This is a genomic window from uncultured Bradyrhizobium sp. (assembly GCF_964252615.1).
Taxonomy (GTDB): domain Bacteria; phylum Pseudomonadota; class Alphaproteobacteria; order Rhizobiales; family Xanthobacteraceae; genus Bradyrhizobium.
Window position 1 is genome coordinate 1 of the sequence record NZ_CAXUNQ010000042.1, and the last position, 23,769, is coordinate 23,769.

Annotated in this window: 33 protein-coding genes and 1 pseudogene; 2 read left to right on the plus strand and 32 right to left on the minus strand. The window is 60.6% G+C overall.

Annotated features, from left to right (window positions below; genetic code table 11):
- Positions 1–146: 146 nt before the first annotated feature.
- Positions 147–304 (plus strand): annotated as a pseudogene (locus tag ACFE72_RS18235) (IS630 family transposase); the annotation flags it as partial.
- Positions 305–320: 16 nt separating this feature from the next.
- Here ACFE72_RS18235 and rplQ read toward each other — a convergent pair.
- The 31 genes from rplQ to rpsL all read right to left on the minus strand — a co-directional run bounded on the left by rplQ (position 321) and on the right by rpsL (position 19,520).
- Entirely contained in the window at positions 321–737 is a 417-nt protein-coding gene (gene rplQ / locus ACFE72_RS18240; RefSeq protein ID WP_375414528.1) for a 50S ribosomal protein L17, read from the minus strand.
- 171 nt (positions 738–908) lie between these two features.
- A complete protein-coding gene (locus tag ACFE72_RS18245; RefSeq protein WP_375414529.1) occupies positions 909–1,937 on the minus strand; it encodes a DNA-directed RNA polymerase subunit alpha in 1,029 nt (342 codons plus the stop codon).
- A 113-nt stretch (positions 1,938–2,050) separates the two neighbouring features.
- Positions 2,051–2,440 carry a 30S ribosomal protein S11 gene (rpsK, locus tag ACFE72_RS18250; RefSeq protein ID WP_291695768.1) on the minus strand — a complete coding sequence of 130 codons (390 nt, stop codon included), beginning with the start codon at positions 2,438–2,440 and terminating at the stop codon, positions 2,051–2,053.
- Positions 2,441–2,563: 123 nt separating this feature from the next.
- On the minus strand, positions 2,564–2,932 hold the full coding sequence (rpsM, locus tag ACFE72_RS18255) for a 30S ribosomal protein S13 (protein WP_375414530.1): 369 nt from the start codon (positions 2,930–2,932) through the stop codon (positions 2,564–2,566).
- A gap of 182 nt (positions 2,933–3,114) precedes the next feature.
- A complete protein-coding gene (locus tag ACFE72_RS18260; RefSeq protein ID WP_375414531.1) occupies positions 3,115–3,930 on the minus strand; it encodes an adenylate kinase in 816 nt (271 codons plus the stop codon).
- Between the two features lie 24 nt (positions 3,931–3,954).
- Positions 3,955–5,286: a preprotein translocase subunit SecY gene (gene secY, locus ACFE72_RS18265; protein ID WP_375414532.1), complete on the minus strand. Its 1,332-nt coding sequence runs from the start codon at positions 5,284–5,286 to the stop codon at positions 3,955–3,957.
- 117 nt (positions 5,287–5,403) lie between these two features.
- Positions 5,404–5,898, minus strand: a complete 495-nt coding sequence (gene rplO / locus ACFE72_RS18270) for a 50S ribosomal protein L15 (protein WP_375414533.1) — start codon at positions 5,896–5,898, stop codon at positions 5,404–5,406.
- 117 nt (positions 5,899–6,015) lie between these two features.
- Positions 6,016–6,210, minus strand: a complete 195-nt coding sequence (gene rpmD, locus ACFE72_RS18275) for a 50S ribosomal protein L30 (RefSeq protein WP_375414534.1) — start codon at positions 6,208–6,210, stop codon at positions 6,016–6,018.
- Between the two features lie 76 nt (positions 6,211–6,286).
- A complete protein-coding gene (rpsE, locus tag ACFE72_RS18280; RefSeq protein WP_079570998.1) occupies positions 6,287–6,859 on the minus strand; it encodes a 30S ribosomal protein S5 in 573 nt (190 codons plus the stop codon).
- 28 nt (positions 6,860–6,887) lie between these two features.
- Complete coding sequence (gene rplR, locus ACFE72_RS18285) at positions 6,888–7,250, minus strand: 50S ribosomal protein L18 (RefSeq protein WP_375414535.1); 363 nt, start codon at positions 7,248–7,250, stop codon at positions 6,888–6,890.
- Between the two features lie 11 nt (positions 7,251–7,261).
- Positions 7,262–7,795, minus strand: a complete 534-nt coding sequence (gene rplF, locus ACFE72_RS18290) for a 50S ribosomal protein L6 (protein WP_375414536.1) — start codon at positions 7,793–7,795, stop codon at positions 7,262–7,264.
- A gap of 13 nt (positions 7,796–7,808) precedes the next feature.
- Entirely contained in the window at positions 7,809–8,207 is a 399-nt protein-coding gene (gene rpsH, locus ACFE72_RS18295) for a 30S ribosomal protein S8 (protein ID WP_375414537.1), read from the minus strand.
- Between the two features lie 10 nt (positions 8,208–8,217).
- The gene (gene rpsN, locus ACFE72_RS18300) at positions 8,218–8,523 is read right to left on the minus strand and encodes a 30S ribosomal protein S14 (RefSeq protein ID WP_375414538.1); all 306 of its coding nucleotides are present in this window, start codon (positions 8,521–8,523) and stop codon (positions 8,218–8,220) included.
- A 44-nt stretch (positions 8,524–8,567) separates the two neighbouring features.
- Positions 8,568–9,125, minus strand: coding sequence for a 50S ribosomal protein L5 (gene rplE / locus ACFE72_RS18305; RefSeq protein ID WP_375414539.1), 558 nt, complete (start codon positions 9,123–9,125; stop codon positions 8,568–8,570).
- The gene (rplX, locus tag ACFE72_RS18310; protein ID WP_375414540.1) at positions 9,118–9,432 is read right to left on the minus strand and encodes a 50S ribosomal protein L24; all 315 of its coding nucleotides are present in this window, start codon (positions 9,430–9,432) and stop codon (positions 9,118–9,120) included. The genes rplE and rplX overlap by 8 nt, the downstream gene beginning before the upstream one ends.
- Positions 9,432–9,800: a 50S ribosomal protein L14 gene (rplN, locus tag ACFE72_RS18315; protein WP_011473865.1), complete on the minus strand. Its 369-nt coding sequence runs from the start codon at positions 9,798–9,800 to the stop codon at positions 9,432–9,434. The genes rplX and rplN overlap by 1 nt, the downstream gene beginning before the upstream one ends.
- A 96-nt stretch (positions 9,801–9,896) precedes the next feature.
- A complete protein-coding gene (gene rpsQ / locus ACFE72_RS18320; RefSeq protein WP_375414541.1) occupies positions 9,897–10,097 on the minus strand; it encodes a 30S ribosomal protein S17 in 201 nt (66 codons plus the stop codon).
- A 9-nt stretch (positions 10,098–10,106) separates the two neighbouring features.
- Positions 10,107–10,313, minus strand: a complete 207-nt coding sequence (rpmC, locus tag ACFE72_RS18325; protein WP_375414542.1) for a 50S ribosomal protein L29 — start codon at positions 10,311–10,313, stop codon at positions 10,107–10,109.
- 5 nt (positions 10,314–10,318) lie between these two features.
- Entirely contained in the window at positions 10,319–10,732 is a 414-nt protein-coding gene (gene rplP, locus ACFE72_RS18330; protein WP_375414543.1) for a 50S ribosomal protein L16, read from the minus strand.
- A gap of 88 nt (positions 10,733–10,820) precedes the next feature.
- Positions 10,821–11,519 (minus strand): 30S ribosomal protein S3, encoded by a 699-nt coding sequence (gene rpsC / locus ACFE72_RS18335; RefSeq protein ID WP_375414544.1) that lies wholly within the window; start codon positions 11,517–11,519, stop codon positions 10,821–10,823.
- A gap of 20 nt (positions 11,520–11,539) precedes the next feature.
- Positions 11,540–11,920: a 50S ribosomal protein L22 gene (gene rplV, locus ACFE72_RS18340; protein ID WP_375414545.1), complete on the minus strand. Its 381-nt coding sequence runs from the start codon at positions 11,918–11,920 to the stop codon at positions 11,540–11,542.
- A gap of 11 nt (positions 11,921–11,931) precedes the next feature.
- Entirely contained in the window at positions 11,932–12,210 is a 279-nt protein-coding gene (rpsS, locus tag ACFE72_RS18345; RefSeq protein ID WP_100417518.1) for a 30S ribosomal protein S19, read from the minus strand.
- 12 nt (positions 12,211–12,222) lie between these two features.
- Positions 12,223–13,056 (minus strand): 50S ribosomal protein L2, encoded by an 834-nt coding sequence (gene rplB, locus ACFE72_RS18350; RefSeq protein WP_375414546.1) that lies wholly within the window; start codon positions 13,054–13,056, stop codon positions 12,223–12,225.
- 13 nt (positions 13,057–13,069) lie between these two features.
- Entirely contained in the window at positions 13,070–13,369 is a 300-nt protein-coding gene (locus tag ACFE72_RS18355; protein WP_079603856.1) for a 50S ribosomal protein L23, read from the minus strand.
- A complete protein-coding gene (gene rplD / locus ACFE72_RS18360) occupies positions 13,366–13,986 on the minus strand; it encodes a 50S ribosomal protein L4 (protein ID WP_375414547.1) in 621 nt (206 codons plus the stop codon). The genes ACFE72_RS18355 and rplD overlap by 4 nt, the downstream gene beginning before the upstream one ends.
- A 1-nt stretch (position 13,987) precedes the next feature.
- The gene (gene rplC, locus ACFE72_RS18365; protein ID WP_375414548.1) at positions 13,988–14,725 is read right to left on the minus strand and encodes a 50S ribosomal protein L3; all 738 of its coding nucleotides are present in this window, start codon (positions 14,723–14,725) and stop codon (positions 13,988–13,990) included.
- 49 nt (positions 14,726–14,774) lie between these two features.
- Entirely contained in the window at positions 14,775–15,083 is a 309-nt protein-coding gene (gene rpsJ, locus ACFE72_RS18370; protein ID WP_011473876.1) for a 30S ribosomal protein S10, read from the minus strand.
- Positions 15,084–15,201: 118 nt separating this feature from the next.
- Positions 15,202–16,392 carry an elongation factor Tu gene (gene tuf, locus ACFE72_RS18375; protein ID WP_375414549.1) on the minus strand — a complete coding sequence of 397 codons (1,191 nt, stop codon included), beginning with the start codon at positions 16,390–16,392 and terminating at the stop codon, positions 15,202–15,204.
- 39 nt (positions 16,393–16,431) lie between these two features.
- Entirely contained in the window at positions 16,432–18,504 is a 2,073-nt protein-coding gene (gene fusA, locus ACFE72_RS18380) for an elongation factor G (RefSeq protein ID WP_375414550.1), read from the minus strand.
- A 31-nt stretch (positions 18,505–18,535) separates the two neighbouring features.
- Positions 18,536–19,006 carry a 30S ribosomal protein S7 gene (rpsG, locus tag ACFE72_RS18385; protein WP_375414551.1) on the minus strand — a complete coding sequence of 157 codons (471 nt, stop codon included), beginning with the start codon at positions 19,004–19,006 and terminating at the stop codon, positions 18,536–18,538.
- 142 nt (positions 19,007–19,148) lie between these two features.
- Positions 19,149–19,520 (minus strand): 30S ribosomal protein S12, encoded by a 372-nt coding sequence (gene rpsL, locus ACFE72_RS18390; RefSeq protein ID WP_375414552.1) that lies wholly within the window; start codon positions 19,518–19,520, stop codon positions 19,149–19,151.
- 805 nt (positions 19,521–20,325) lie between these two features.
- Here rpsL and ACFE72_RS18395 point away from each other — a divergent pair.
- Positions 20,326–21,531: an FAD-dependent oxidoreductase gene (locus ACFE72_RS18395; protein WP_375414553.1), complete on the plus strand. Its 1,206-nt coding sequence runs from the start codon at positions 20,326–20,328 to the stop codon at positions 21,529–21,531.
- A 201-nt stretch (positions 21,532–21,732) separates the two neighbouring features.
- Here the strand turns inward: ACFE72_RS18395 and ACFE72_RS18400 are convergent, their stop codons facing one another.
- Positions 21,733–23,748, minus strand: coding sequence for an ABC transporter ATP-binding protein (locus ACFE72_RS18400; RefSeq protein WP_375414554.1), 2,016 nt, complete (start codon positions 23,746–23,748; stop codon positions 21,733–21,735).
- Between the last annotated feature and the right edge of the window lie 21 nt (positions 23,749–23,769).

A 23,769-nucleotide genomic window follows, 5' to 3' on the forward strand; every position in this document is an offset into this window, starting at 1 on the left:
CTTCATGCCGCTTCGCAGAACCGGGACCCCGGTTCCTTTGCAGCCGCAACAACCGGAACCCCGGTTTCTTTGCGCCGCAAGCAACCGGGACCCCGGCTCTGCAGCGCACCGCTCCGCAAGGGCTGCGCGCTGCGCTGCGTCCGGGGAACGGCCCGATTAACGGCAGATGCTTCCACGCCTATGTCGAGCAAATCCTTTTGCCATTGCTCAACTCCCGCGACAACGTCATCAGGACAATCTCGGCAGCCACAAGGGGGCGGCGCTGCGGCCGCCTCTCAAGACGGCCGGCGCAAGGCTCTGGTATTAGACCTGGACAGCGGTTACGCCGCTTCGGCGGGCTTCGACTGATCCGGCCCGGAATCCAGGCCCTTGGCGTCGACGTCGCGGTCGACGAATTCGATCACGGCCATCGGCGCGTTGTCGCCGTAGCGGAAGCCGGCCTTGATGATGCGGGTATAGCCGCCCTGCCGGTCCTTGTAGCGCGTCGCCAGCACATCGAACAGCTTGCGCACCTGATCGAGATCGCGCATCTCGCTGATGGCCTGGCGGCGCAAGGAAAGACCGCCCTTCTTGCCAAGCGTCACCAGCTTCTCGACGACCGGGCGCAATTCCTTGGCCTTCGGCAGCGTGGTGACGATCTGCTCGTGCTTGATCAGCGCCGCGCACATATTGGCAAACATCGCTTTGCGGTGCTCGGCGGTGCGGTTGAGCTTCCGATGAACCTTGCCGTGACGCATATTTTATTCCTCAAACCTTGTTCGGTCGCGACGGCTCGCCGGACACGTTGCTCAGGTGGGCCGCCTGCGTTCGCCCGTCATTCCGGACGCCGCGCAGCGACGACCCGAATCTCGATGTATTCAACTTCTGAATTCCGGGTTTGCGCACGCGCGCACCCGGAATGACAAAAATCAGTAATGATCCTCAAAGCGCTTGGCCAGTTCGTCGATATTCTCCGGCGGCCAGCCCGGCACTTCCATTCCGAGATGCAGACCCATCTGGGCCAGCACTTCCTTGATCTCGTTCAACGACTTGCGTCCAAAATTCGGAGTGCGAAGCATTTCCGCTTCCGACTTCTGCACGAGGTCGCCGATGTAGACGATATTGTCGTTCTTCAGGCAGTTCGCCGAACGCACCGACAGCTCGAGTTCGTCGACCTTCTTGAGGAATGCCGGGTTGAAGGCGAGATCGGGAATGATCTCCTGCGCAACTTCCTTACGCGGCTCTTCGAAGTTCACGAACACGTTAAGCTGGTCCTGCAGGATACGTGCGGCATAGGCCACCGCGTCGTCCGGGCTGATCGCGCCGTTGGTCTCGATGGTCATAGTAAGCTTGTCGTAATCGAGGATCTGTCCCTCGCGGGTATTCTCGACCTTGTACGACACCTTGCGCACCGGCGAGAACAGGCTGTCCACCGGGATCAGGCCGATCGGCGCATCTTCGGGCCGGTTGCGCTCGGCGGCGACATAGCCCTTGCCCGCCGCGACCGTGAATTCCATGCGGATTTCGGCGCCTTCGTCGAGGGTGCAGATCTGCAGGTCCGGATTGAGCACCACGACGTCGCCGACGGTCTGGATGTCGCCGGCGGTGACCGCGCCGGGTCCCTGCTTCTTCACGACCATGCGCTTGGGACCTTCGCCCTGCATCTTGATCGAGATGTCCTTGATGTTGAGCACGATGTCCGTGACGTCCTCGCGCACGCCGGCGATCGACGAGAATTCATGCAGCACGCCGTCGATATGCACCGACTGCACCGCAGCACCCTGCAGCGACGACAGCAGGATGCGGCGCAGCGCATTGCCAAGTGTCTGACCGAAGCCGCGCTCAAGCGGCTCGGCGACCAAAGTCGCAAAACGGTTGGAGTCGGTGCCCGGGGTCACCTGGAGCTTGTTCGGCCGGATAAGTTCTTGCCAGTTTTTCTGAATCGTCACTGTTGTCACCCATACCTGCCAGTCAAAATTGCGATCAAATTACTGGCGTTGGAAATCGCGGACCGGTCCGCGTCATAAACATCTAAACATCGCAGGCAGACAGTCCGCCCGCGGTCGAAAACTCAAACGCGCCGACGCTTGCGCGGCCGGCAGCCATTGTGGGGGATCGTGGTTACGTCACGGATCGAGGTCACGGTGAAACCCGCGGCCTGCAATGCGCGAAGCGCAGATTCTCGGCCCGAACCGGGACCTGCGACCTCAACCTCCAGCGTGCGCATACCGTGTTCCTGCGCTTTTTTCGAGACGTCTTCCGCCGCGACCTGCGCGGCATAGGGCGTCGACTTGCGCGAGCCCTTGAAGCCCATCGTGCCAGCCGACGACCACGCAATAGTGTTGCCCTGCGCATCGGTGATGGTGATGGTCGTGTTGTTGAACGACGAATTCACATGCGCAACGCCGGACGCGATGTTCTTGCGTTCGCGGCGGCGTATGCGGGTGGCTTCCTTGCCCATTTCAAACCTTTCCTTAAGATCTCAACGCCGCCGTAATGCCAGCGGCTCCACCTGAATAACGAGTGGCGAATGGCCAATAGCGAACGGACCCTGGCCGCTGCCGCCTGTTCGCTATTCGCCTGATTACTTCTTCTTGCCGGCGATCGACTTGGCCGGGCCCTTGCGCGTTCGCGCATTGGTATGGGTACGCTGACCGCGCACCGGCAATCCGCGGCGATGACGCAGCCCGCGATAGCAGCCGAGGTCCATCAGACGCTTGATGTTCATGCCGGTCTCGCGACGCAGGTCGCCCTCGACCATGTAGTCGCGGTCGATGACTTCACGAATCTGCAGCACTTCCTGGTCGCTCAACTGCGACACCCGGCGATCGTCGGGAATCTTGACCTTCTCCATGATCTCGGCGGCATTCTTCTGGCCGATGCCATGGATGTACTGAAGCGCGATCAGAACGCGCTTGTTGGTCGGAATATTCACGCCGGCAATACGGGCCACAGAGTTCTCTCCTGTCGCCGATCATCCAATGACCGGCATTCTTTCATTACGTCAGGCGGGTATCCGCAAACGCGAACACGACGCCCGTCCCCCTGAATTGTCTCGGGGCCCGGCATCGTTGGAAACTATCCGACTGGATACCGGGCTTATTAAAGGATTCCACGTGGTTTCGTCAACCGTCTCTAGGCTTTAGCTCGCTTTTTCGGTGGTTTTTTAGCGAATTTTTTGGACCCTTCGATCGCCTTGGCCTTGGAACCCGGTCCGGTCGTGCGGCCTGACTTTTTTGCGCGCTTGGGTACGGGTTTTCCGGCCTTTCCAGCCCTCTTGGCGGTCTTTTTGACCGGCCTGCCTGCTTTGACCACGCGCGTAGGCGCCTCTCCTCGGGCCTTTTTAACCGATTTCGCGTCCATCGCGCCGATTGCGGCCAGGATGCGATGGATCTCGCGGGTGACGTGCTCGATGGTCATCATGCCGTCGACCGTCAGCAGCTTGCGCCGCTCCGAATAATAGTGAATCAGCGGCTCGGTCAGCGACCGATAGCTTGCCAGACGCTTCGACAAAACCTCGGGGGTGTCGTCGACGCGGACTTCTTCGCCGCGCGCGATCATTTCCGCGACCCGGGTCTCTACCCGCGCCAGCAACGCGCTTTCATTGACGCGCAGTTCGATCACGGCGTCGAGCTTGATATGCTTTTTCTTCAGCAGATCATCCAGCGCCTGCGCCTGCGGAACGGTACGCGGGAAGCCGTCGAGGATAAAACCCTTCACCATGTCAGGCTCGTCGAGACGGTCGGAAATGATTCCGACCACGATGTCGTCCGGCACAAGGCCGCCGCCGGCCATGATGTCCTTGGCCTTGAGGCCGATCGGGGTCTGCGCCGCGACTGCGGCGCGCAGCATCTCGCCCGTCGACAACTGAACGATACCGTAGCGGTGAACCAGCCGTTGCGCCTGCGTTCCCTTGCCCGACCCCGGCGGCCCGAGAAGAATCAGTCTCATGTAATCGCCCCCTGGCCGCCCGCGTTATCGACGGCGGCCCCGCAGCTTCGATTTCCTGATCAAACCCTCGTACTGATGCGCGAGCAGATAGCCCTGCACCTGCGCCACCGTATCCATGGTCACGCTGACGACGATCAACAGCGACGTGCCGCCGAAGTAGAACGGTACCGAGGCGTAAGAGATCAGAATCTCGGGGATCAGACAGACGATCGCAAGATACGTCGCGCCGAGCACCGTGATGCGCGAGAGCACGTAGTCGATGTATTCGGCGGTGCGTTCTCCAGGACGAATGCCGGGTATGAAGCCGCCATGCTTTTTCAGATTGTCGGCCGTTTCAGTCGGGTTGAACACGATCGCCGTATAGAAGAACGCGAAGAATACGATCAGCGCCAGATAGAGAAACAGGAACAGTGGACGGCCGTGGCTCAACTGCGTGTTGAGCCACTGAAACCACTCCGGCCCCTTGCCGGCATTGAAATTCGCGACCGTAGTCGGCAGCAGCAACAGCGACGAGGCAAAGATCGGCGGGATCACGCCCGAAGTGTTCAGCTTGAGCGGCAGATGCGAGGACTGCCCTTCAAACATCTTGTTGCCGACCTGGCGTTTCGGATACTGGATCAGCAACCGGCGTTGAGCCCGCTCCATGAACACGATGAATGCAATCACCGCGACCGCCATCACGATGACGACTAGGATGAGGCCGGTCGACAGCGCACCTTGACGGCCAAGCTCGAGCATATTGGCGAGCGCCGAGGGCAACTCGGCGACGATACCCGCCAGTATGATCAGTGAAATGCCGTTGCCGATGCCGCGCGAGGTGATCTGCTCGCCGAGCCACATCAGGAACATGGTGCCGCCGGTCAAGGTAATCGCCGTCGAGAGACGGAAGAACAGGCCGGGATCGCTGACCACATTGCCGGCGCCTTCGAGCCCTACGGCGATGCCATAGGACTGAAACGCCGCCAGGATCACCGTAAGGTAGCGCGTGTACTGGTTGAGGGTCTTGCGGCCAGCCTCGCCTTCTTTCTTCAAGGCTTCGAGTTGCGGCGACACGGTGGTCAGCAGTTGAATGATGATGGAAGCCGAGATGTACGGCATGATGTTCAGCGCAAAGATCGCCATGCGGTGAATGCCGCCGCCGGCAAACATGTTGAACATGCCGAGGATGCCGCCCGCCTGCGAGCGGAATACCTGTTCCCAGATATTGGGGTCGATGCCCGGCAGCGGGATGTAGGTACCGAGGCGATAGACCAGCAGCGCACCCAGTGTGAACCAGATGCGCTTCTTCAGTTCGTCGGCCTTGGCCAGAGCGCCGAAATTAAGGTTTGCCGCCAGTTGTTCTGCTGCAGAGACCATCGGTCCCGGTCCTTTCGCTCGTCATGGCCGGGCTTGTCCCGGCCATCCACGTCTTTTATCGCAAAATAGCAGGTAAAGACGTGGATGCCCGGCACAAGGCCGGGCATGACGATAAATTTACGACGCCTGTTGCTCGGCGCCTTCGTCCTTTTTCGGCGCCAGGATTTTCACCGTGCCGCCGGCTTTCTCGACCGCCGCGATGGCGGATTTCGACGCACCGTGAACCTCGATCGTCAGTTTGGCCTTGATCTCCCCGCGGCCCAGCAGACGCACGCCGCCCTTGGCGCGCCGGATGGCCCCGGATTTCACCAGCGACTCGGCATTGATGGTGCCATTGGCATCGAGCGTCTTGGCGTCGATCGCGCCCTGGATCCGGTCGAGGTTGATTTCGGCAAACTCGATCCGGAAGATGTTGTTGAAGCCGCGCTTAGGCAACCGTCGATGCAGCGGCATCTGGCCGCCTTCAAAGCCCTTGATGCGCACGCCGGAGCGCGCGGTCTGGCCCTTGCCGCCGCGCCCCGACGTCTTGCCCTTGCCGGAGCCGATGCCGCGGCCGACCCGCATGCGCTTTTTGCGCGAGCCGGCGTTGTCGGCGAGTTCGCTGAGCTTCATCGTCGTATTTCCTTCTCTCTTCGTCTTGGCCGGGCTTATCCCGGCTACCCACGTCTTTTGCGAGCTTGACACGAAAGACGCGGATGCCCGGCACAGGGCCGGACATGACGGCAAAAACTATTTCTCATCCACAACGCGGACGAGGTGTTGAACCTTTGCGATCATGCCGCGAACCGCAGGCGTATCCTGCAGCTCCGTGACTCGGCCGATCTTGTTGAGTTTCAAGCCGATCAGCGTCGCGCGCTGCGAGTGATGGCGGCGGATCGCGCTGCCGGTCTGCTCGACCTTGATCGTCTTTGCGGCATTGGCCATCGTCATAAGCTCCAAGCGTATTCAATCGGGCATGATCTTATCGGAAAGCCGGTATCGGATTTTCCGGATCATGCCATTATTCAGCAACCACTTCAGCATCGCCGCCGACACGGCGCGACTGCAGTGTGGAGACCTTGATGTTGCGGCGCGCCGCGACCGAACGCGGCGAGTCCTGATGCTTCAACGCGTCGAAGGTGGCGCGAACCATGTTGTAGGGATTCGACGAGCCGATCGACTTGGCAACGACATCCTGGATACCGAGCGTCTCGAACACCGCACGCATCGGACCGCCGGCGATGATGCCGGTTCCGGCCGGGGCTGCGCGCAGATAGACACGGCCAGCGCCATGGCGGCCAGCGATGTCGTGGTGCAGCGTGCGGCCCTCGCGCAACGCCACGCGCGTCAGATTGCGTTTCGCCGACTCGGTCGCCTTGCGGATCGCCTCGGGCACTTCGCGCGCCTTGCCGTGGCCGAATCCGACCCGGCCCTTCTGATCGCCGATGACGACCAGCGCCGCAAAGCCGAAGCGCTTGCCGCCCTTGACGACCTTCGCCACACGATTGATGTGGACGAGCTTGTCGACGAATTCGCTGTCGCGTTCTTCCCGGCCGCCCCGGTGGCCGCCACCGCGTTCGCGTTCACCTGCCATGGTGTTTTCCAATCTATCCGTTCATTAGTTAGAAGCTGAGGCCGCTTTCGCGCGCAGCGTCCGCAAGCGCCTTGACGCGGCCGTGATAAAGGTAGCCGCCGCGATCGAAGACCACTTCCTTGACGCCGTTCTTCACGGCGCGTTCCGCCAGCAGCTTGCCGACCGCCTTGGCCGCATCGATGTCCGCGCCGGTCTTGCCGCCATCACGCAGCGTCTTTTCCAGCGAAGACGCCGAAGCCAGCGTCTCACCCTTCTGATCGTCGATGACCTGCGCATAGATGTGCTTCGACGAGCGGAACACCGACAGACGCGGACGGCCGCCGGCGGTGCGGCGCAACGACAGCCTTACGCGGTGCTTGCGCCGGGCATTCGTAATCTTGAGTTTCGACATGACCGGCTCCGTTACTTCTTCTTGCCTTCCTTGCGGAAGATAAATTCGTCCGAATATCTCACGCCCTTGCCCTTGTAGGGCTCCGGCGGACGATAGCTGCGGATCTCTGCGGCGACCTGGCCGACTTTCTGCGAGTCGTTGCCGACGATGGTGATTTCGGTCGGTTTCGGCACCGTGATCGTGATTCCCTCCGGGATCGCGTAGACCACGTCGTGGCTGTAGCCGAGCGCAAGCTGCAGATTCTTGCCCTGCAACGTCGCGCGGTAGCCGACGCCGGTGATATCGAGCTTTTTCTCGAAACCCTTGGTAACGCCCTCGACCAGATTGGCGACCTGCGCACGCGCGGTGCCGTAAAGCGCGCGCGCGCGGTTGGTTTCGAACCTCGGCTCGACTTTGACCGCCCCGTTCTCAAACTTCACGTCGACGTCGTCATGCACGACGAACTGAAGCTGGCCTTTCGGCCCCTTCATCTTGACGGTCTGTCCTTCGACGGTCGCGGTAACGCCCGAAGGGACCGTGACAGGTCGTTTGCCAACGCGTGACATGATCGATCCTTCCTCAGAACACCGTGAAGAGAATTTCGCCGCCGACATTCGCGTCGCGCGCGTCGTGATCGGCCATGATTCCCTTCGGCGTCGATAACACCGAAATTCCGAGACCGTTGTTGACGCGCGGCAGGTTCTTGACCGAAGCGTAAACCCGACGCCCCGGCTTGGAAACCCGCTCGATCTCGCGGATAACGGGCTCGCCGTCGAAATATTTCAGCTCGATCTCAAGCTCGCTGCGGCCGGAAGCATGCTCGACGCTGGCGTAACCGCGGATGTAGCCTTCGCTCTTCAGCACTTCGAGCACGTTAGCGCGCATTTTCGAGCCCGGGGTCGAAACCTTTGGCTTGGCGCGCATCTGTGCGTTGCGGATGCGGGTGATCAGATCGCTGATAGGATCGTGCGTCGACATGTCCGCCCCCTTACCAGCTTGACTTGACAAGGCCGGGAATAAGGCCCTTGGAGCCGTATTCTCGCATCGCAATGCGGCTCATCTTGTTCTTGCGATAGACCGAGCGCGGACGGCCGGTGATTTCGCAGCGGTTGCGAATCCGCGTCGCCGACGAGTTGCGCGGAAGTTCGGCGAGCTTCAACGTCGCCGCGAAACGCTCTTCCATCGGCTTCTTCTTGTCGGCGATGATGGCCTTCAGCTTCGCCCGCTTGGGCGCGGCGTTCTTGGTCATCTTCTTCCGCCGGTTGTTCTTCTCGATCGAACTCTTCTTTGCCATGCTTGGCTCCTTACGTTTCCGCGTTTGAGAGGCTGATCAGCTTCTCACTGCCGGAACGGGAAATTGAATGCAGTCAACAATGCTCTGGCTTCGTCGTCGGTCCGCGCCGTAGTGCATACCGTGACGTCCATGCCCCATGTTTCCCCCATCTTGTCGAAGTCGATTTCGGGAAAAATGATGTGTTCCTTGATGCCGAGCGAATAGTTGCCGCGGCCGTCGAAGCTCTTCGGGTTGAGGCCACGGAAATCCCGCACGCGCGGCAGCGCAATGTTAATGAGACGATCGATAAAATCGTACATCTTGGACTTGCGCAGCGTGACCTTGGCGCCGATCGGCTGGTTTTCACGCAGCTTGAATGTCGCGATCGCGACGCGCGAATAGGTCACGATCGGCTTCTGGCCCGCGATCAGCGCGAGATCGGCAGCAGCGGTTTCCGCCTTCTTGCGGTCGTTGACGGCCTCGCCGATGCCCATGTTGAGCACGACCTTGTCGAGGCGCGGCACCTGCATGACGTTGGCATAGCCGAACTGCTCGGTCAGCTTGCCGCGGATTTCCTTGTCGAACTGTTCGCGTAAACGTGGAACGTATGCGGTTTCAGCCATCGATCTCTGCTCCCGAGCGCTTGGCGATGCGTACCTTCTTGCCATTCGCCTGAACCTTGAATCCAACCCGTATCGGCTTGCCGTCCTTGCCGACGATGGCGATGTTGGACAGGTGGATCGGCGACTCCTTGGAGATGATGCCGCCTTCCTGCGCCTGGGTCTGCTTCTGGTGACGCTTCACCAGGTTGACACCGCGGACGAGCGCCTTGTTGTCGCCGGGGCGCACCTCGAACACTTCGCCGGTGCGGCCCTTGTCGCGGCCGGACAAAACGATGACCTTGTCACCCTTCCGGATCTTGGCAGCCATCACAGCACCTCCGGGGCGAGCGAAATGATCTTCATATGGTTCTTGGCCCGCAGCTCGCGCGGCACCGGCCCGAAGATACGGGTGCCGACCGGCTCGGACTGATTGTTGATCAGCACCGCGGCGTTGCGATCGAAGCGGATCACCGAGCCGTCGGCGCGGCGAATGTCCTTGCGGACCCGCACCACCACGGCCTTCATGACGTCGCCTTTCTTCACCTTCCCGCGCGGGATGGCTTCCTTGATCGACACCACAATGACGTCGCCAACGGTGGCATACCGGCGCTTGGAACCGCCAAGCACCTTGATGCACATGACACGGCGTGCGCCTGAATTGTCGGCCACGTCGAGGTTGGTCTGCATCTGAATCATTGATGCACCTCGTCCTCTTCCCTGCGCGCGCTACGCGCTGGTTTGCGCTACCGCAGTCTGCTTCTGTGCGCCCCCGCCGACGGTCCAGCGCTTCAACTACGAGATCGGCTTGCTCTCCTCGATCCACACCATGTCGCCGGGCTTGAACTCGTTGTTCTCGTCGTGCGCGTGGTAGTTTTTCGAGCGGCGGATGGTCTTCTTGTAGATCGGATGGGTGAAACGGCGATCGACGCGCACCACAACCGTCTTGGCTTGCTTGTCACTGACGACCACGCCCTGCAGCGTACGTTTTGGCATGTCGGCCCCTTACTTCTTGGCGTCGCGCTTCTGCGCGGCGATGGTCTTGATGCGGGCGATGTCGCGTCGAGCTTCACGCAGCCGCGAGGTGTTTTCCAGCTGCCCGGTGGCGCGCTGAAAACGCAAATTGAACCGTTCCTTCTTCAGGTTGACGACGGCGTCGTCCATCTGATCGGGACTCATTGCACGGATATCGGCGGTTTTCATCTCGGCCATGACGCTCACTCCGCGATGCGCGCAACGAAGCGCGTTTTGATCGGCAATTTGGCTGCGGCAAGCGACAGCGCTTCCCTCGCGGTCTGCACGGTGACGCCGTCGATCTCGAAAATGACACGGCCGGGCTTTACCCGCGCGACCCATAGTTCCGGCGTGCCCTTGCCCGAGCCCATGCGCACTTCGGCCGGCTTCTTGGACACTGGAACATCCGGAAAGATTCGGATCCAGACCCGGCCGGCGCGTTTCATGTGGCGGGTCAATGCGCGCCTGGCTGCTTCGATCTGGCGCGCGGTGATGCGCTCGGGCGCCATTGCCTTCAGGCCAAACTGTCCGAACGACAACGTCGCGCCGGAAGTCGCGGTGCCGTGAATCCGGCCCTTATGCGCTTTCCGGAACTTCGTCTTCTTTGGTTGCATCATGGCTTACGCCCTCAAACCTTATCTGTCTTTTTGTGCATGATTTGGTCCGAAAACCGGTACCCACTTTTCGGGATCATGCTGTAGCTAATCAAGCGGCGTCGCGGCGCGGACGCGAGCCGTCGCCTTCGGCCATCTTCTTGTCCTGGGCCATCGGATCGTGCTCGAGGATCTCGCCCTTGAAGATCCAGACCTTGACGCCGCAGGTGCCGAACGTGGTGAATGCGGTGGCGACGCCGTAATCGACATCGGCGCGCAATGTATGCAGCGGAACGCGACCTTCGCGATACCATTCCATGCGCGCGATTTCGGCGCCGCCAAGACGGCCAGAACAGTTGATACGAATGCCTTCGGCGCCGAGACGCATCGCCGACTGTACCGCGCGTTTCATGGCGCGCCGGAATGCGACACGGCGTTCGAGTTGTTGCGCAATGGATTCCGCAACCAGGGTGGCGTCGAGTTCGGGTTTGCGGATTTCGACGATGTTGATGACGACGTCGGAGGCGGTGATGTCGGCGACCTTCTTGCGCAGCTTGTCGATGTCGGCGCCCTTCTTGCCGATCACGACGCCGGGACGCGCTGAATGGATCGTCACGCGGCACTTCTTGTGCGGACGCTCGATCACGATCCTGGCGACGGCCGCCTGCTTCAATTCCTTATGCAGCATCTCGCGAATTTTGACGTCCTCGTGCAACAGCTTGCCGTATTCGTTCTTGCCTGCGTACCAACGGGAATCCCACGTCCGGTTGATGCCGAGACGCAGCCCAATTGGATTGATCTTCTGACCCATCGTTTTCTCCCGCGCTCTTTTTAAGCGCTCGCCTCGACCTGACGAACCACGATCGTCAGCTGCGAAAATGGTTTAAAGATACGACCCGAGCGGCCCCGGCCGCGCGGTGCGAAACGTTTCATCACGATACCCTTGCCGACATGCGCCTCGGAGACGATCAGGTCGTCGACCTCGAGGTCATGGTTGTTTTCGGCATTGGCGATCGCCGACTCCAGGCACTTCTTGACGTCGATCGCGATCCGCTTGCGCGAGAACTGCAGGTCGGCGAGCGCAGCCGACGCCTTCCGGCCGCGGATCAACTGCGCGACAAGATTGAGCTTCTGCGGGCTCACCCGCAGCATCCGGGCGATCGCCTTGGCCTCGTTATCCGGGAGACTCCGTTCGCGCTTTGGTTTGCTCATAGCTTACGTCCTCAAGCCTTCTTGGCTTTCTTGTCGCCCGAATGGCCGTGGAAGGTCCGGGTCGGAGAAAACTCGCCGAACTTGTGACCTACCATTTCCTCGTTGACCGACACCGGCACATGCTTCTGGCCGTTGTAAACGCCGAAAACCAGGCCGACGAACTGCGGCAGGATTGTCGAGCGGCGGCTCCAGATCTTGATCACGTCGTGACGGCCGGACGAACGCGCGGCATCTGCTTTCTTGAGCAGCGAGCCTTCAACGAACGGGCCTTTCCAGACTGAACGAACCATGTCCGGGGTTCCTTACTTCTTCCGCTTGTGGCGGCTGATGAGAATGAATCGGTTGGTCGACTTGTTCGACCGGGTCTTCTTACCCTTCGTCGGCTTGCCCCATGGCGTCACCGGATGACGGCCGCCGGAGGTGCGGCCTTCGCCGCCGCCATGCGGATGATCCACCGGGTTCATGGAGACGCCACGGTTGTGCGGCTTGCGGCCGAGCCAGCGGTTGCGGCCGGCTTTGCCGATCGAAATATTCATATGATCCGGGTTCGACACTGCACCGATGGTGGCGGTGCATCTGCCATGAACCAATCGTTGCTCGCCCGAGTTGAGGCGGACGATGACGTAGTCATGATCGCGTCCGACCACCTGCGCGTAGGTGCCTGCGGAGCGCGCCAGCTGGCCGCCCTTGCCGATCTTCAGTTCGACGTTGTGGACAATGGTGCCGATCGGCATGTTGCCCAGCGGCATGACATTGCCCGGCTTCACGTCAACATAGTTGCCGGCGATCACGCTGTCGCCGACAGCCAGACGCTGCGGGGCGAGAATGTAAGCTTGCGTGCCGTCGGCATATTTCAGCAGCGCGATAAAGGCGGTGCGGTTCGGATCGTATTCCAGACGTTCGACAGTCGCCGCCACGTCCACTTTGGTGCGTTTGAAATCGACAATGCGATAGGTCTGCTTGTGACCGCCGCCGCGAAATCGCACAACCATGCGGCCGGTGTTATTGCGGCCGCCGCTGGAATGTTTGCCTTCGGTCAACGCCTTGACCGGTTTGCCCTTATAGAGGGCAGAACGATCGACCATCACCAGCTGCCGCTGGCCGGGCGTCGTGGGGTTGTATTTTTTCAATGCCATCGTCGTATCCGCCTTATAGCCCGGTGGTAACGTCGATACGGTGGCCCTCTTCAAGGGTCACGATCGCACGCTTCACATCCGACTGCGAACCGAACTGGCCGCGGAAGACCTTGGTCTTGCCCTTGCGCACCAGCGTGTTCACGCTCTTAACCTTGACGTCGAACAGTTTTTCGACGGCTTCCTTAATCTGCGGCTTGGTGGCCTTGGAGGCGACCTTGAACACGACCTTGTTGTGCTCGGAGGCAACGGTCGCCTTTTCGGTCACGACGGGCGCTACGATGATGTCGTAATGGCGCGGATCGATGTTCTTCATTTGAAGCGCGCCTCCAACGCATCGACCGCGGCCTTGGTCAGCACCAGCTTCTGACGGCGCAGAATGTCATAGACATTGATGCCCTGGATCGGCAGCACGTCGATATTGGGAATGTTGCGGGCCGCCGCCGCAAAACCGTTATGAACCTCGGCGCCATCGATGATCAGCGCGCTGGTGAGACCAAGACCCGAGAAGTGGCCGATCAGGGCCTTGGTCTTGGCGGCTTCAAGTATGGCCGACTCGATCACGATCAGGCCGCCGTCCTTGGCCTTGGCTGAAAGTGCGTGGCGCAACGCCAGCGAGCGAACCTTCTTCGGCAGAGCAAATGCGTGACTGCGGACCACCGGACCGAAGGCACGGCCGCCGCCGCGGAACTGCGGCACCCGGGCCGAGCCGTGACGCGCACCGCCGGTGCCCTTCTGCTTGTACATTTTCTTGCCGGTGCGCCAGACGTCCGCGCGACCTTGCGTCTTGTGGGTGCCGGCCTGACGCTTGGCGAGCTGCCAGTTGACGCAACGCTGGATCAGATCCTTGCGCGGCTCCAGGCCGAAGATGGCATCCGATAGCTCGACCGAGCCGGCATCCTTGCCCTCAAGCGTGGTGATATTCAATTTCATCTCACACGCCCTCCTGCCCGGCAGCCGGCGCTTCCGCGGGAGCGGCAGCCTCCGTACCGCCATTGGCGAGCTTGAACTTGCCGGGCTTCGGTGCGTCTTTCGGCAACGCTCTCTTCACCGCATCGCGCACTGCGATCCAGCCGCCCTTGGAGCCGGGAACGGCGCCCTCGACCAGGATCAGACCACGCGCGACGTCGGTCTGCACCACGCGCAGATTGAGCGTGGTGATGCGATCGACGCCCATGTGCCCGGGCATCTTCTTGTTCTTGAAGGTCTTGCCGGGATCCTGCCGTCCGCCGGTTGAACCGATCGAGCGATGCGATACCGAGACACCGTGGGTGGCGCGCAAGCCGCCGAAATTCCAGCGTTTGATGCCGCCCGCAAAGCCCTTGCCGACCGACGTGCCGGTGACATCGACAAACTGGCCGACCACGAAATGGTCCGCCTGAATTTCGGCGCCGACCGGGATTAGCGCGTCTTCCGAAACCCGGAATTCGGTGACCTTGCGCTTCGGCTCGACCGAGGCTTTGGCGAACTGGCCGCGTTCCGCCTTGGGCAGATAGACGGTCTTGCGCGTGCCCGAGCCGAGCTGCAGCGCGATGTAGCCGTTCTTCTCGCTGGTACGGTGACCCAACACCTGGCAATTGCCGAGCTTGAGCACGGTCACAGGGATATGCTCACCGGCCTCCGTAAAGACCCGCGTCATCCCGACCTTTTGTGCGATCACTCCGGAGCGCATCGGCGTGCTTCCTGTTCCTGTCGTCCGGCTAATGCGGACTGGCTAAAATCTAGAGCTTGATTTCGACGTCGACACCGGCGGCCAAGTCAAGCTTCATCAAGGCATCGACGGTCTGCGGTGTCGGATCGACAATGTCGAGCAGGCGCTTGTGCGTGCGCATCTCGAATTGCTCGCGGCTCTTCTTGTCGACGTGCGGCGAACGGTTGACGGTGAACTTCTCGATACGCGTCGGCAGCGGAATCGGCCCGCGAACCTGCGCACCGGTCCGCTTCGCGGTGTTCACGATCTCACGCGTCGACGAGTCGAGAATTCGATGGTCGAACGCCTTGAGGCGAATGCGAATATTCTGGCCGTTCATTGTGTCGATCTCTGTTGGCTCTTCTGTTCGTCATTGCCGGGCTTGACCCGGCAATCCATCGATCTTGCGAAGAAGATGGATGCCCGGGTCAAGCCCGGGCATGCCGACGGATAGTCTGTTACTCGATAATGCTGGCCACCACGCCGGCGCCGACGGTGCGGCCGCCTTCGCGGATGGCGAAGCGGAGCTTCTCTTCCATCGCGATCGGCACGATCAGGTGCACTTCCATGGCGATGTTGTCGCCCGGCATCACCATCTCGGTGCCTTCCGGCAGGTGCACCACCCCGGTCACGTCGGTGGTGCGGAAGTAGAACTGCGGACGGTAGTTGGTGAAGAACGGGGTGTGGCGGCCGCCCTCCTCCTTGGTCAGGATGTAGGCCTCGGCCTTGAACTTGGTGTGCGGCTTGACCGAACCCGGCTTGGCCAGCACCTGGCCGCGTTCCACTTCCTCGCGCTTGGTGCCGCGAAGAAGCGCGCCGATGTTGTCGCCGGCCTGGCCCTGGTCCAAGAGCTTGCGGAACATCTCCACCCCGGTGACGATGGTCTTCTGGGTGTCGCGCAGCCCCACGATCTCGATTTCCTCGCCGACCTTGACCACGCCGCGCTCCACCCGCCCCGTCACCACCGTGCCGCGGCCCGAAATCGAGAACACGTCTTCCACCGGCATCAGGAACGGCTGGTCGATCGGACGCTCCGGCTGCGGAATGTAGGCGTCAACCGCCTTCATCAGCTCCAGGATCGAATCATGGCCGAGCTTCGGGTCCTTGCTTTCCAGCGCCGCCAGCGCCGAACCCTTCACGATCGGAATGTCGTCGCCAGGAAATTCGTACTTCGACAACAGTTCGCGGACTTCCATCTCCACCAGTTCCAGCAGCTCCGGATCGTCCACCATGTCGCACTTGTTCAGGTACACCACCAGCGCCGGAACGCCGACCTGGCGCGCCAGCAGGATGTGCTCGCGGGTCTGCGGCATCGGGCCGTCGGCCGCCGACACCACCAGGATCGCGCCGTCCATCTGCGCCGCTCCCGTGATCATGTTCTTGACATAGTCGGCATGCCCCGGGCAGTCGACATGCGCATAGTGACGGTTCGCGGTCTCGTATTCGACATGCGCCGTCGAAATCGTGATCCCCCGCGCCTTCTCCTCCGGCGCCTTGTCGATCTGGTCATAGGCCGTGAACGTCGCACCGCCGGTTTCCGCCAATACCTTGGTGATCGCCGCCGTCAGCGACGTCTTGCCGTGGTCAACATGACCAATCGTCCCGATGTTGCAATGCGGCTTGGTACGTTCAAACTTTGCTTTGGCCATTTGACTCTCCGTTCAGTCGTTAACTGTCGCCAACGACAATCAGGCAAACTTCTTCTGGACTTCCGCCGACACGTTTGCCGGCGCTTCCGCGTAGTGGTCGAACTGCATGGTAAAGGTCGCGCGGCCCTGGCTCATCGAGCGAAGGTTATTCACGTAACCGAACATATTCATGAGCGGCACCATCGCGTTGATGACGTTGGCATTACCGCGCATATCCTGACCTTGGATCTGGCCGCGCCGCGAATTCAGATCGCCGATGACGGAACCCGTGTAGTCTTCCGGGGTCACCACCTCGACCTTCATGATCGGCTCGAGCAGCACGGATTTGCCCTTCGTTAACGCTTCGCGGAAACAGGCTCGCGTCGCAATTTCGAAGGCCAGCGCCGAGGAGTCGACGTCATGATACTTGCCATCGATGAGCTGCACCTTGACGTCCACCACCGGAAAGCCGGCGACCACGCCCGCACCCAGCACTGACTCGATGCCCTTCTCGACTCCCGGGATGTATTCTTTCGGCACCGTGCCGCCGACGATCTTGGACTCGAACTCGTAACCTTTTCCGGGCTCGTTGGGTTCGACGATCAGCGTCACAGCCGCAAACTGACCGGTACCGCCGGTTTGCTTCTTGTGAACGTGGCTGTGTTCCACGCGCCTGGTAACGCGCTCGCGGAACGCCACCTGGGGCGCGCCGATATTGGCATCGACTTTGTAGGTGCGGCGCAGAATGTCGACCTTGATGTCGAGATGAAGTTCGCCCATGCCCTTCAGGATGGTCTGGCCGGACTCGAGGTCCGTCGACACCCGGAACGACGGATCCTCCGCGGCGAGTTTGGCCAATGCGACGCCGAGCTTTTCCTGGTCGGCTTTTGACTTCGGCTCGATCGCGATTTCGATGACGGGTTCCGGAAATTCCATCTTTTCGAGAATTACCGGCTTGTTGGCATCGCACAGCGTGTCACCGGTGCGCGCTTCCTTCAGGCCAGCCAGTGCGACGATATCGCCGGCGTAGGCTTCCTTGATGTCTTCGCGGTTGTTCGCATGCATGAGCAGCATGCGGCCGATGCGCTCCTTGCGGTCGCGCGTCGAATTGACGACGCCGGTGCCGGAAAGCAGCGTGCCTGAATAAATACGGCAGAAGGTGATAGTGCCGACAAACGGATCGTCCATGATCTTGAACGCGAGCAGCGCCAGCGGCTCCTTGTCGTTCGGCAACCGAACGACTTCGTTGCCGTCCTCATCGACGCCCTTGATGGCGGGCACGTCGACCGGCGACGGCAGGTAGTCCACCACCGCGTCGAGCAGCGGCTGCACGCCCTTGTTCTTGAAGGCCGAGCCGCACAGCACAGGAAAGAACGCGCCGGTCAGCACCGCCTTGCGGATCATGCGCTTCAGCGTGGCTTCGTCGGGCTCATTGCCATCGAGGTAGGCGGACAATACTTCGTCGTCGAGTTCGACGGCGGCTTCCAGCATCTTCTCACGATATTCCTTGGCCTTCTCGACCATATCCTCTGGAATGTCGATGTCCCTGAAATTGGCGCCTAGCGCCTCGTCTTCCCAGACCACGCCCTTCATGCGGACGAGATCGATCAGGCCCTTGAAATTATTTTCCGAGCCAATGGGGAGCTGGATCGCGATCGGCTTGGCGCCAAGACGGTCGATGATGTCCTGCAGGCATTTGTAGAAATCGGCGCCGGTCTTGTCCATCTTGTTGGCGAAGACGATACGCGGAACTTTGTATTTGTCGCCTTGACGCCAGACGGTCTCGGTCTGCGGCTCAACGCCCTGGTTGGAATCGAGCACGCATACCGCGCCGTCGAGCACGCGCAGCGAACGCTCGACTTCGATGGTGAAATCGACGTGGCCGGGGGTATCGATGATGTTGAGGCGCTTGCCGTTCCAGAACGCGGTGGTCGCGGCCGACGTGATGGTGATGCCGCGCTCCTGCTCCTGCTCCATCCAGTCCATCGTCGCGGCACCTTCGTGCACTTCGCCGATCTTGTGGCTCTTGCCCGTGTAGTAAAGAATACGCTCGGTGGTGGTGGTCTTACCGGCATCGATATGCGCCATGATACCGAAGTTGCGGTAATCCTCTATGGCATGAACGCGTGGCATTGAATGATCCTTAAATTCCGTTGCTTCGCCGTTACCAGCGATAGTGCGAGAAGGCGCGGTTGGCTTCCGCCATCCGGTGCACGTCTTCGCGCTTCTTAACGGCGTTTCCCCTGCCATTCGAGGCGTCGAGCAGTTCGGCCGAGAGCCGCTCCGTCATCGTCTTTTCGTTGCGGTCGCGCGCCGCAGTGATGATCCAGCGAATGCCCAACGCTTGGCGTCGGACGTTGCGGACTTCCACCGGAACTTGGTAGGTAGCGCCGCCGACGCGGCGCGAGCGTACCTCGATGGTCGGCATCACGTTCTCGAGCGCCTGCTCGAAGATCGGCAACGGGCTCTGCTTGGTCTTGGTTTCGATCATGCCGAGCGCGCCGTAGACGATGCCTTCGGCAACCGATTTCTTCCCGGCGTACATCACCGAGTTCATGAACTTCGTAATGATAATGTTTCCGAACTTCGGATCCGGAAGCACTTCGCGCTTTTCAGCAGAATGGCGGCGAGACATCTCTTCTCTTCCTTCGTCATGGCCGGGTCGTCTCGGCCATCCACGTCTTTCCTTTTTCTCCATGCCCGGACTTCGCCCGGGCATCCATCTCCTTGCGAAGAGGATAGATCGCCGGGTCAAGCCCGGCGATGACAGCAGCAACTTATTTCGGACGCTTCGCGCCGTACTTCGAACGGCGCTGCTTACGGTTCTTGACGCCCTGGGTATCGAGGACGCCGCGAAGAATGTGGTAGCGCACGCCGGGCAAATCCTTGACGCGGCCGCCGCGGATCATGACCACGGAGTGTTCCTGAAGGTTGTGGCCTTCGCCGGGAATATAGCCGATGACTTCAAAGCCGTTGGTCAAACGCACCTTGGCGACCTTACGAAGCGCCGAATTCGGCTTCTTTGGAGTCGTGGTGTAGACGCGCGTGCAAACGCCGCGCTTCTGCGGCGACTGCTGCAACGCCGGCACCTTCTTGCGCGACTTCTGTACTAAGCGCGGACTTGCGATCAGCTGGTTGATCGTCGGCATCGTTCACCCTTGCTCGCGCGAAACCTGGACGGCTCCGCAAATTCGTTCGGGACCCACCTTGTCCCATCGGCCGCATTGCGCGAATTAAACCCGCGCAAAGCGAAATCGCGCCAACCGCTCGTTGCTGAGCGGAAGCGCTTCGACGCACAGAGGACCGCGATTCCCGCCGGCCAGCATGTGCCGCCCAGCCCGCATCGAGGTCATGCATCCGAAATCAATCTCGAGAGAACTTGCTCAAGAGAACGAAAATCGTCCTGGCATTGCCTGACTTTGATCGACAGCGTTTGAGCGGCATTTGTCGAGGTTGGTGCCCGTCTCAATCCCGAGAGATTTTGAGGGTGATCCGTTCCGACTCTGGCGACGCTCACCGCCTGTCGTTAAGTGCGCGGGTTTTATCCACCATGATTGGCCAAGTCAAGGCCAAACCCACCGCGGCGGAAGCGCGTTTAACATCAACGAAAACAACGGTCGAACGATGTATCTGGTCGCCAAACCTTGTCATCGCGACCCGGCTCGCGAGGCTGTTGCTCTGAGGGTGAAAGTCCCGCCTTCGTGAGTCGGCGATCCGCCCCGGCCTGCGAGAATCGCGCGACCAGGAGCCTTTGGGAAAGGGCCGCGAATCCTAATAACACCCGGGTATATTTAACGAAGTGCGGAATTCGCGGAACGGGCGGACCAGCGCGAAAATCGCGGGCTCGATTGCCGCGAGCCGCGGTTTCACGCCCCTGCTCAAGCTAGGCGACAAACTAAGGATTTGTTTGCCTTTTCGGGCGCAATGATAGCGCTGCAAAGCGAAGACAGGCCTATGCGGTACACGGACATTGCGATCGTCGGCGGAGGTCTTGCCGGCTCGACCGCTGCGGCAATGCTGGGGCGCGCGGGCATTCCGGCGATCCTGATTGATCCGCATCCCGTCTACCGGCCCGACTTCCGCGTCGAGAAGCTCAGCGGCCAACAGCAGCTCGAACGCTTTCGCAAGACCGGCCTCGCCGAAGCCGTGCTTCGATCCGCCACCCATGACGGGGAAAACTGGATCGCGCGCTTCGGTGTTCTGCTCGAAAAGAAGCCCAGCCAGCAGTTCGGCATCATGTACGATGCCCTTGTCAACGCAATCCGGGCTGAAATTCCACACGAGGTCGCAACGGTTCATGCCAAGGTCACGGCGATCAAGACAAGCTCGGAGCGTCAGAAACTCACGCTGTCGGATGGCGACGAAATTTCCGCACGCCTGGTCGTGCTGGCCAATGGATTGAATGTTGGATTGCGTCAGACGCTTCGCATCGAACGCAAGGTCGCCAGCGCCTGCCACTCTATCTCGCTTGGATTCGATATGGCGCCGATCGGCCGCCCGGCCTTCGAGTTTTCCGCGCTCACTTATTTTTCCGAACGGTCGAGCGACCGGATCCCTTATCTCACGCTGTTTCCCGTCGGCAATACCATGCGGGCCAATCTGTTCGTCTATCGTGAGATTGACGATCCATGGCTTCGGCAGATGCGACGAGTGCCCGAAGAAACGCTGAATGCGTCGTTGCCGAGGCTGCGCAAGCTCACAGGGAATTTCAAAATCACGGGAGACATCAAGATTCGGCCGGCTGACCTCTGTGTCAGCACGGGCTATTACCAAGCCGGCGTCGTTCTGGTGGGCGACGCTTTCGCTACCTCCTGCCCTGTCACCGGAACCGGCACCGACAAGGTGTTCACGGACGTCGAACGGCTCTGCAACGTCTACATCCCGAACTGGCTCGCTACCGAGGGCATGGACGAACTCAAAATCGCGGCGTTTTACGATGATCCGGTCAAGACGGCCTGTGACGCCTGGTCAGCCGCGAAAGCCTACAGCTTCCGTTCGGTGACGTTGGACGACGGCATTTCCTGGCGAGCCCGGCGCTGGGCCCGGTTCATCGTGGGCTTCAGCAGGGGCGCGTTGCGGCGGCTGCGCAATCGGCTCACAATCGGATCGAGGGATCGAAATGGCGGAGCGGCACAGCCATCGCAGGAAGGGCTCGCGTAAAGCCGGTTGGAGCGGACGGAGGGAATCGAACCCACACCTCCAGTTTGGAAACCGTCGCTCGGCCATCGAGCTGCATCCGCGAGATGAAATCTATCATCACGGCAAACCTTGGCAGCTAATTTCTTCAGGTGACCTGCAATTCGTTAAAGTTGGCGTTAATTTTCTCTCACCACGGGCTGTAGCGAACGCCCCGGTTCGACCTCAATCGTCGTCGTCATCGTCATCATCGTCGTCATCCCCAGCAGCGGGCGCATGCATTTGAACACCCTGATCGTCCCAGAGTCTCCGATAAATCCCGTTGGCGGCAAGCAGCCTTGCATGCGAACCGCGCTCGATCGCCCTGCCGCCGCTGATGACGATAATCTCGTCCATGTCGACCACCGATGTGAGACGGTGGGTGGAGAAAATCATGGTGCGGCCCTTGGCTAGCTTTAGCAGCGTCTTATTGATCGCCGCTTCGGTGGTCTGGTCCAGCGCCGAGGTCGCTTCGTCCAGCAACAGCACCGAGGGATTGCGAACGATGGCGCGCGCTATTGCGATGCGCTGACGCTGCCCGCCCGACAGGGTATCCCCGCGCTCGCCCACCGGCGTGTCGTACTTCTGCGGCAGGCTCATGATATAGCGGTGGATCTCCGCCTTGCGCGCCGCCTGCTCGACCTCCTCGTCGCTAGCTCCCTCCTTGCCGAGACGGATGTTTTCCCGGATCGACATGTTGAACAGCATGTTTTCCTGGAACACCACCGCCATGCTGCTGCGCAGCGATTCGCGGGTTACCTTGCGGATATCGACCCCATCGATGGTGATACGTCCCTCATCCGGCACGTAGAGCCGCAGAATGAGGTTGAGCAGCGTGCTCTTGCCGGAGCCGCTGGGACCGACGATGGCGATGGTTCTTCCGACATTGAGCTTGAGACTGAGATTGTCGAGAACCGGAGTCTGGCTACCTTCATACCGGAAGGTGACACGGTCGAAGGTGATATCGTTGGTGATGCGCGGCAGATCGGGCGCGCCGGCCCGATCGGCGCCGCGGGTCGGTTCATCCAGCAGCTCCTGCATGTGGCGAACCGCGGCGGCGGACTGGATCGATACCGGAATGAAATGCATCAAATGTGCGATATTATACGACACTTCCCAGAACGCGCTCTCGAAGGTCACGAAAGTCCCGATGGTGATCTGGCCCTTGGTCGCGAGATAGGCGCCGATCGCCAGCACCACGAGATGCAGCAACAGCACGGAAATCGTGACGGAACGCTCCACCATCGTCGATAAAAACACGGCAGAAGCGGTTTTATGGCGCACGTCGTTGTTGCGCAGCGTGAACCAGCCGAACGTCCGGCGCTGCAGGCTGAAGGCCTTGACCACCGCCTGCGCGGCGACGTTTTCCTGCACCATGCCGAGCAGCGCCGATTCGTTGAGTTTCTGTTCGTAATTCGCCTGCACCGCCTTCGGTGTCAGAATACGCGGTCCGATCAGCGTGATCGGAAACACCAGCAGCGCCACGGCGGCGAGCTGCCAGTTCAGGAACAGCATCAGAACGATGCCGGCAATTAGTTCCAGAAACGGAAGCGCGGCGCTATTCGCAAAACTCTTGATCGATCCTTCGAACGCCGACAGATCGATGGAAAACCGCGACAGGATTTCGCCGCGTTTGGTGCGCGCAAAATAAGCCGAAGGCAAATTCTGGACATGCTCGAACAGCCGCGATCGCACGTCCGAAATAACACACGCGGCCAGCCTTGCATCCCAGCGTTCGTACCAGACCGCGACGATCGAGGTGAAAATACCGGTCACGGCCAGCACGCCCAGAATTGTATAAAGCGCCTGAAAATCTTCCTCGCCGAGAGCGTCGTCGATCAGGAATTTGAGGCTCAACGGCATGATGACGTTAAACAGGGTTTCGACGACAACGCCGATGCCGACGAACGCCAGCATTTTCTTGTAATTCTTCAGGAACGGCTTGACGAATGCATAGACCGTCCCGAGCGCTCCCGCGGCTTCCTTCGCGGTAAAGACGACGAGGTCTTCTTCATTATCCTCGTCGTCGATATCCAGTTCCTCGTCCTCCTCGGACGGAACCGGTGCCGTCGGCTTGCCGTCGGTGATATGAAGCGAGGCCGCAACGCCGGCGGCTGCCGCGAGCTTTTGCTCGAGTTCCGGCGCGGCGGGATCAGCCGCAGCGGAATCCGGATTATCCGACGATGGAGGCTTCGGCGCCATGAAACGAACCGGTGCTCACGG

What these genes read in the sequence shown, in the direction of transcription:
- rplQ (WP_375414528.1), bottom strand. Translation starts at nt 737, where the DNA reads ATGCGTCACGGCAAGGTTCATCGGAAGCTCAACCGCACCGCCGAGCAC.
- rpsK (WP_291695768.1), bottom strand. Translation starts at nt 2,440, where the DNA reads ATGGGCAAGGAAGCCACCCGCATACGCCGCCGCGAACGCAAGAACATC.
- ACFE72_RS18260 (WP_375414531.1), bottom strand. Translation starts at nt 3,930, where the DNA reads ATGAGACTGATTCTTCTCGGGCCGCCGGGGTCGGGCAAGGGAACGCAG.
- secY (WP_375414532.1), bottom strand. Translation starts at nt 5,286, where the DNA reads ATGGTCTCTGCAGCAGAACAACTGGCGGCAAACCTTAATTTCGGCGCT.
- rplO (WP_375414533.1), bottom strand. Translation starts at nt 5,898, where the DNA reads ATGAAGCTCAGCGAACTCGCCGACAACGCCGGCTCGCGCAAAAAGCGC.
- rpmD (WP_375414534.1), bottom strand. Translation starts at nt 6,210, where the DNA reads ATGGCCAATGCCGCAAAGACGATCAAGGTCGAGCAGACCGGCAGCGCG.
- rpsE (WP_079570998.1), bottom strand. Translation starts at nt 6,859, where the DNA reads ATGGCAGGTGAACGCGAACGCGGTGGCGGCCACCGGGGCGGCCGGGAA.
- rplR (WP_375414535.1), bottom strand. Translation starts at nt 7,250, where the DNA reads ATGTCGAAACTCAAGATTACGAATGCCCGGCGCAAGCACCGCGTAAGG.
- rplF (WP_375414536.1), bottom strand. Translation starts at nt 7,795, where the DNA reads ATGTCACGCGTTGGCAAACGACCTGTCACGGTCCCTTCGGGCGTTACC.
- rpsH (WP_375414537.1), bottom strand. Translation starts at nt 8,207, where the DNA reads ATGTCGACGCACGATCCTATCAGCGATCTGATCACCCGCATCCGCAAC.
- rpsN (WP_375414538.1), bottom strand. Translation starts at nt 8,523, where the DNA reads ATGGCAAAGAAGAGTTCGATCGAGAAGAACAACCGGCGGAAGAAGATG.
- rplE (WP_375414539.1), bottom strand. Translation starts at nt 9,125, where the DNA reads ATGGCTGAAACCGCATACGTTCCACGTTTACGCGAACAGTTCGACAAG.
- rplX (WP_375414540.1), bottom strand. Translation starts at nt 9,432, where the DNA reads ATGGCTGCCAAGATCCGGAAGGGTGACAAGGTCATCGTTTTGTCCGGC.
- rplN (WP_011473865.1), bottom strand. Translation starts at nt 9,800, where the DNA reads ATGATTCAGATGCAGACCAACCTCGACGTGGCCGACAATTCAGGCGCA.
- rpsQ (WP_375414541.1), bottom strand. Translation starts at nt 10,097, where the DNA reads ATGCCAAAACGTACGCTGCAGGGCGTGGTCGTCAGTGACAAGCAAGCC.
- rpmC (WP_375414542.1), bottom strand. Translation starts at nt 10,313, where the DNA reads ATGGCCGAGATGAAAACCGCCGATATCCGTGCAATGAGTCCCGATCAG.
- rplP (WP_375414543.1), bottom strand. Translation starts at nt 10,732, where the DNA reads ATGATGCAACCAAAGAAGACGAAGTTCCGGAAAGCGCATAAGGGCCGG.
- rpsC (WP_375414544.1), bottom strand. Translation starts at nt 11,519, where the DNA reads ATGGGTCAGAAGATCAATCCAATTGGGCTGCGTCTCGGCATCAACCGG.
- rplV (WP_375414545.1), bottom strand. Translation starts at nt 11,920, where the DNA reads ATGAGCAAACCAAAGCGCGAACGGAGTCTCCCGGATAACGAGGCCAAG.
- rpsS (WP_100417518.1), bottom strand. Translation starts at nt 12,210, where the DNA reads ATGGTTCGTTCAGTCTGGAAAGGCCCGTTCGTTGAAGGCTCGCTGCTC.
- rplB (WP_375414546.1), bottom strand. Translation starts at nt 13,056, where the DNA reads ATGGCATTGAAAAAATACAACCCCACGACGCCCGGCCAGCGGCAGCTG.
- ACFE72_RS18355 (WP_079603856.1), bottom strand. Translation starts at nt 13,369, where the DNA reads ATGAAGAACATCGATCCGCGCCATTACGACATCATCGTAGCGCCCGTC.
- rplD (WP_375414547.1), bottom strand. Translation starts at nt 13,986, where the DNA reads ATGAAATTGAATATCACCACGCTTGAGGGCAAGGATGCCGGCTCGGTC.
- rplC (WP_375414548.1), bottom strand. Translation starts at nt 14,725, where the DNA reads ATGCGCTCCGGAGTGATCGCACAAAAGGTCGGGATGACGCGGGTCTTT.
- rpsJ (WP_011473876.1), bottom strand. Translation starts at nt 15,083, where the DNA reads ATGAACGGCCAGAATATTCGCATTCGCCTCAAGGCGTTCGACCATCGA.
- tuf (WP_375414549.1), bottom strand. Translation starts at nt 16,392, where the DNA reads ATGGCCAAAGCAAAGTTTGAACGTACCAAGCCGCATTGCAACATCGGG.
- fusA (WP_375414550.1), bottom strand. Translation starts at nt 18,504, where the DNA reads ATGCCACGCGTTCATGCCATAGAGGATTACCGCAACTTCGGTATCATG.
- rpsG (WP_375414551.1), bottom strand. Translation starts at nt 19,006, where the DNA reads ATGTCTCGCCGCCATTCTGCTGAAAAGCGCGAAGTGCTTCCGGATCCG.
- rpsL (WP_375414552.1), bottom strand. Translation starts at nt 19,520, where the DNA reads ATGCCGACGATCAACCAGCTGATCGCAAGTCCGCGCTTAGTACAGAAG.
- ACFE72_RS18395 (WP_375414553.1), top strand. Translation starts at nt 20,326, where the DNA reads ATGCGGTACACGGACATTGCGATCGTCGGCGGAGGTCTTGCCGGCTCG.
- ACFE72_RS18400 (WP_375414554.1), bottom strand. Translation starts at nt 23,748, where the DNA reads ATGGCGCCGAAGCCTCCATCGTCGGATAATCCGGATTCCGCTGCGGCT.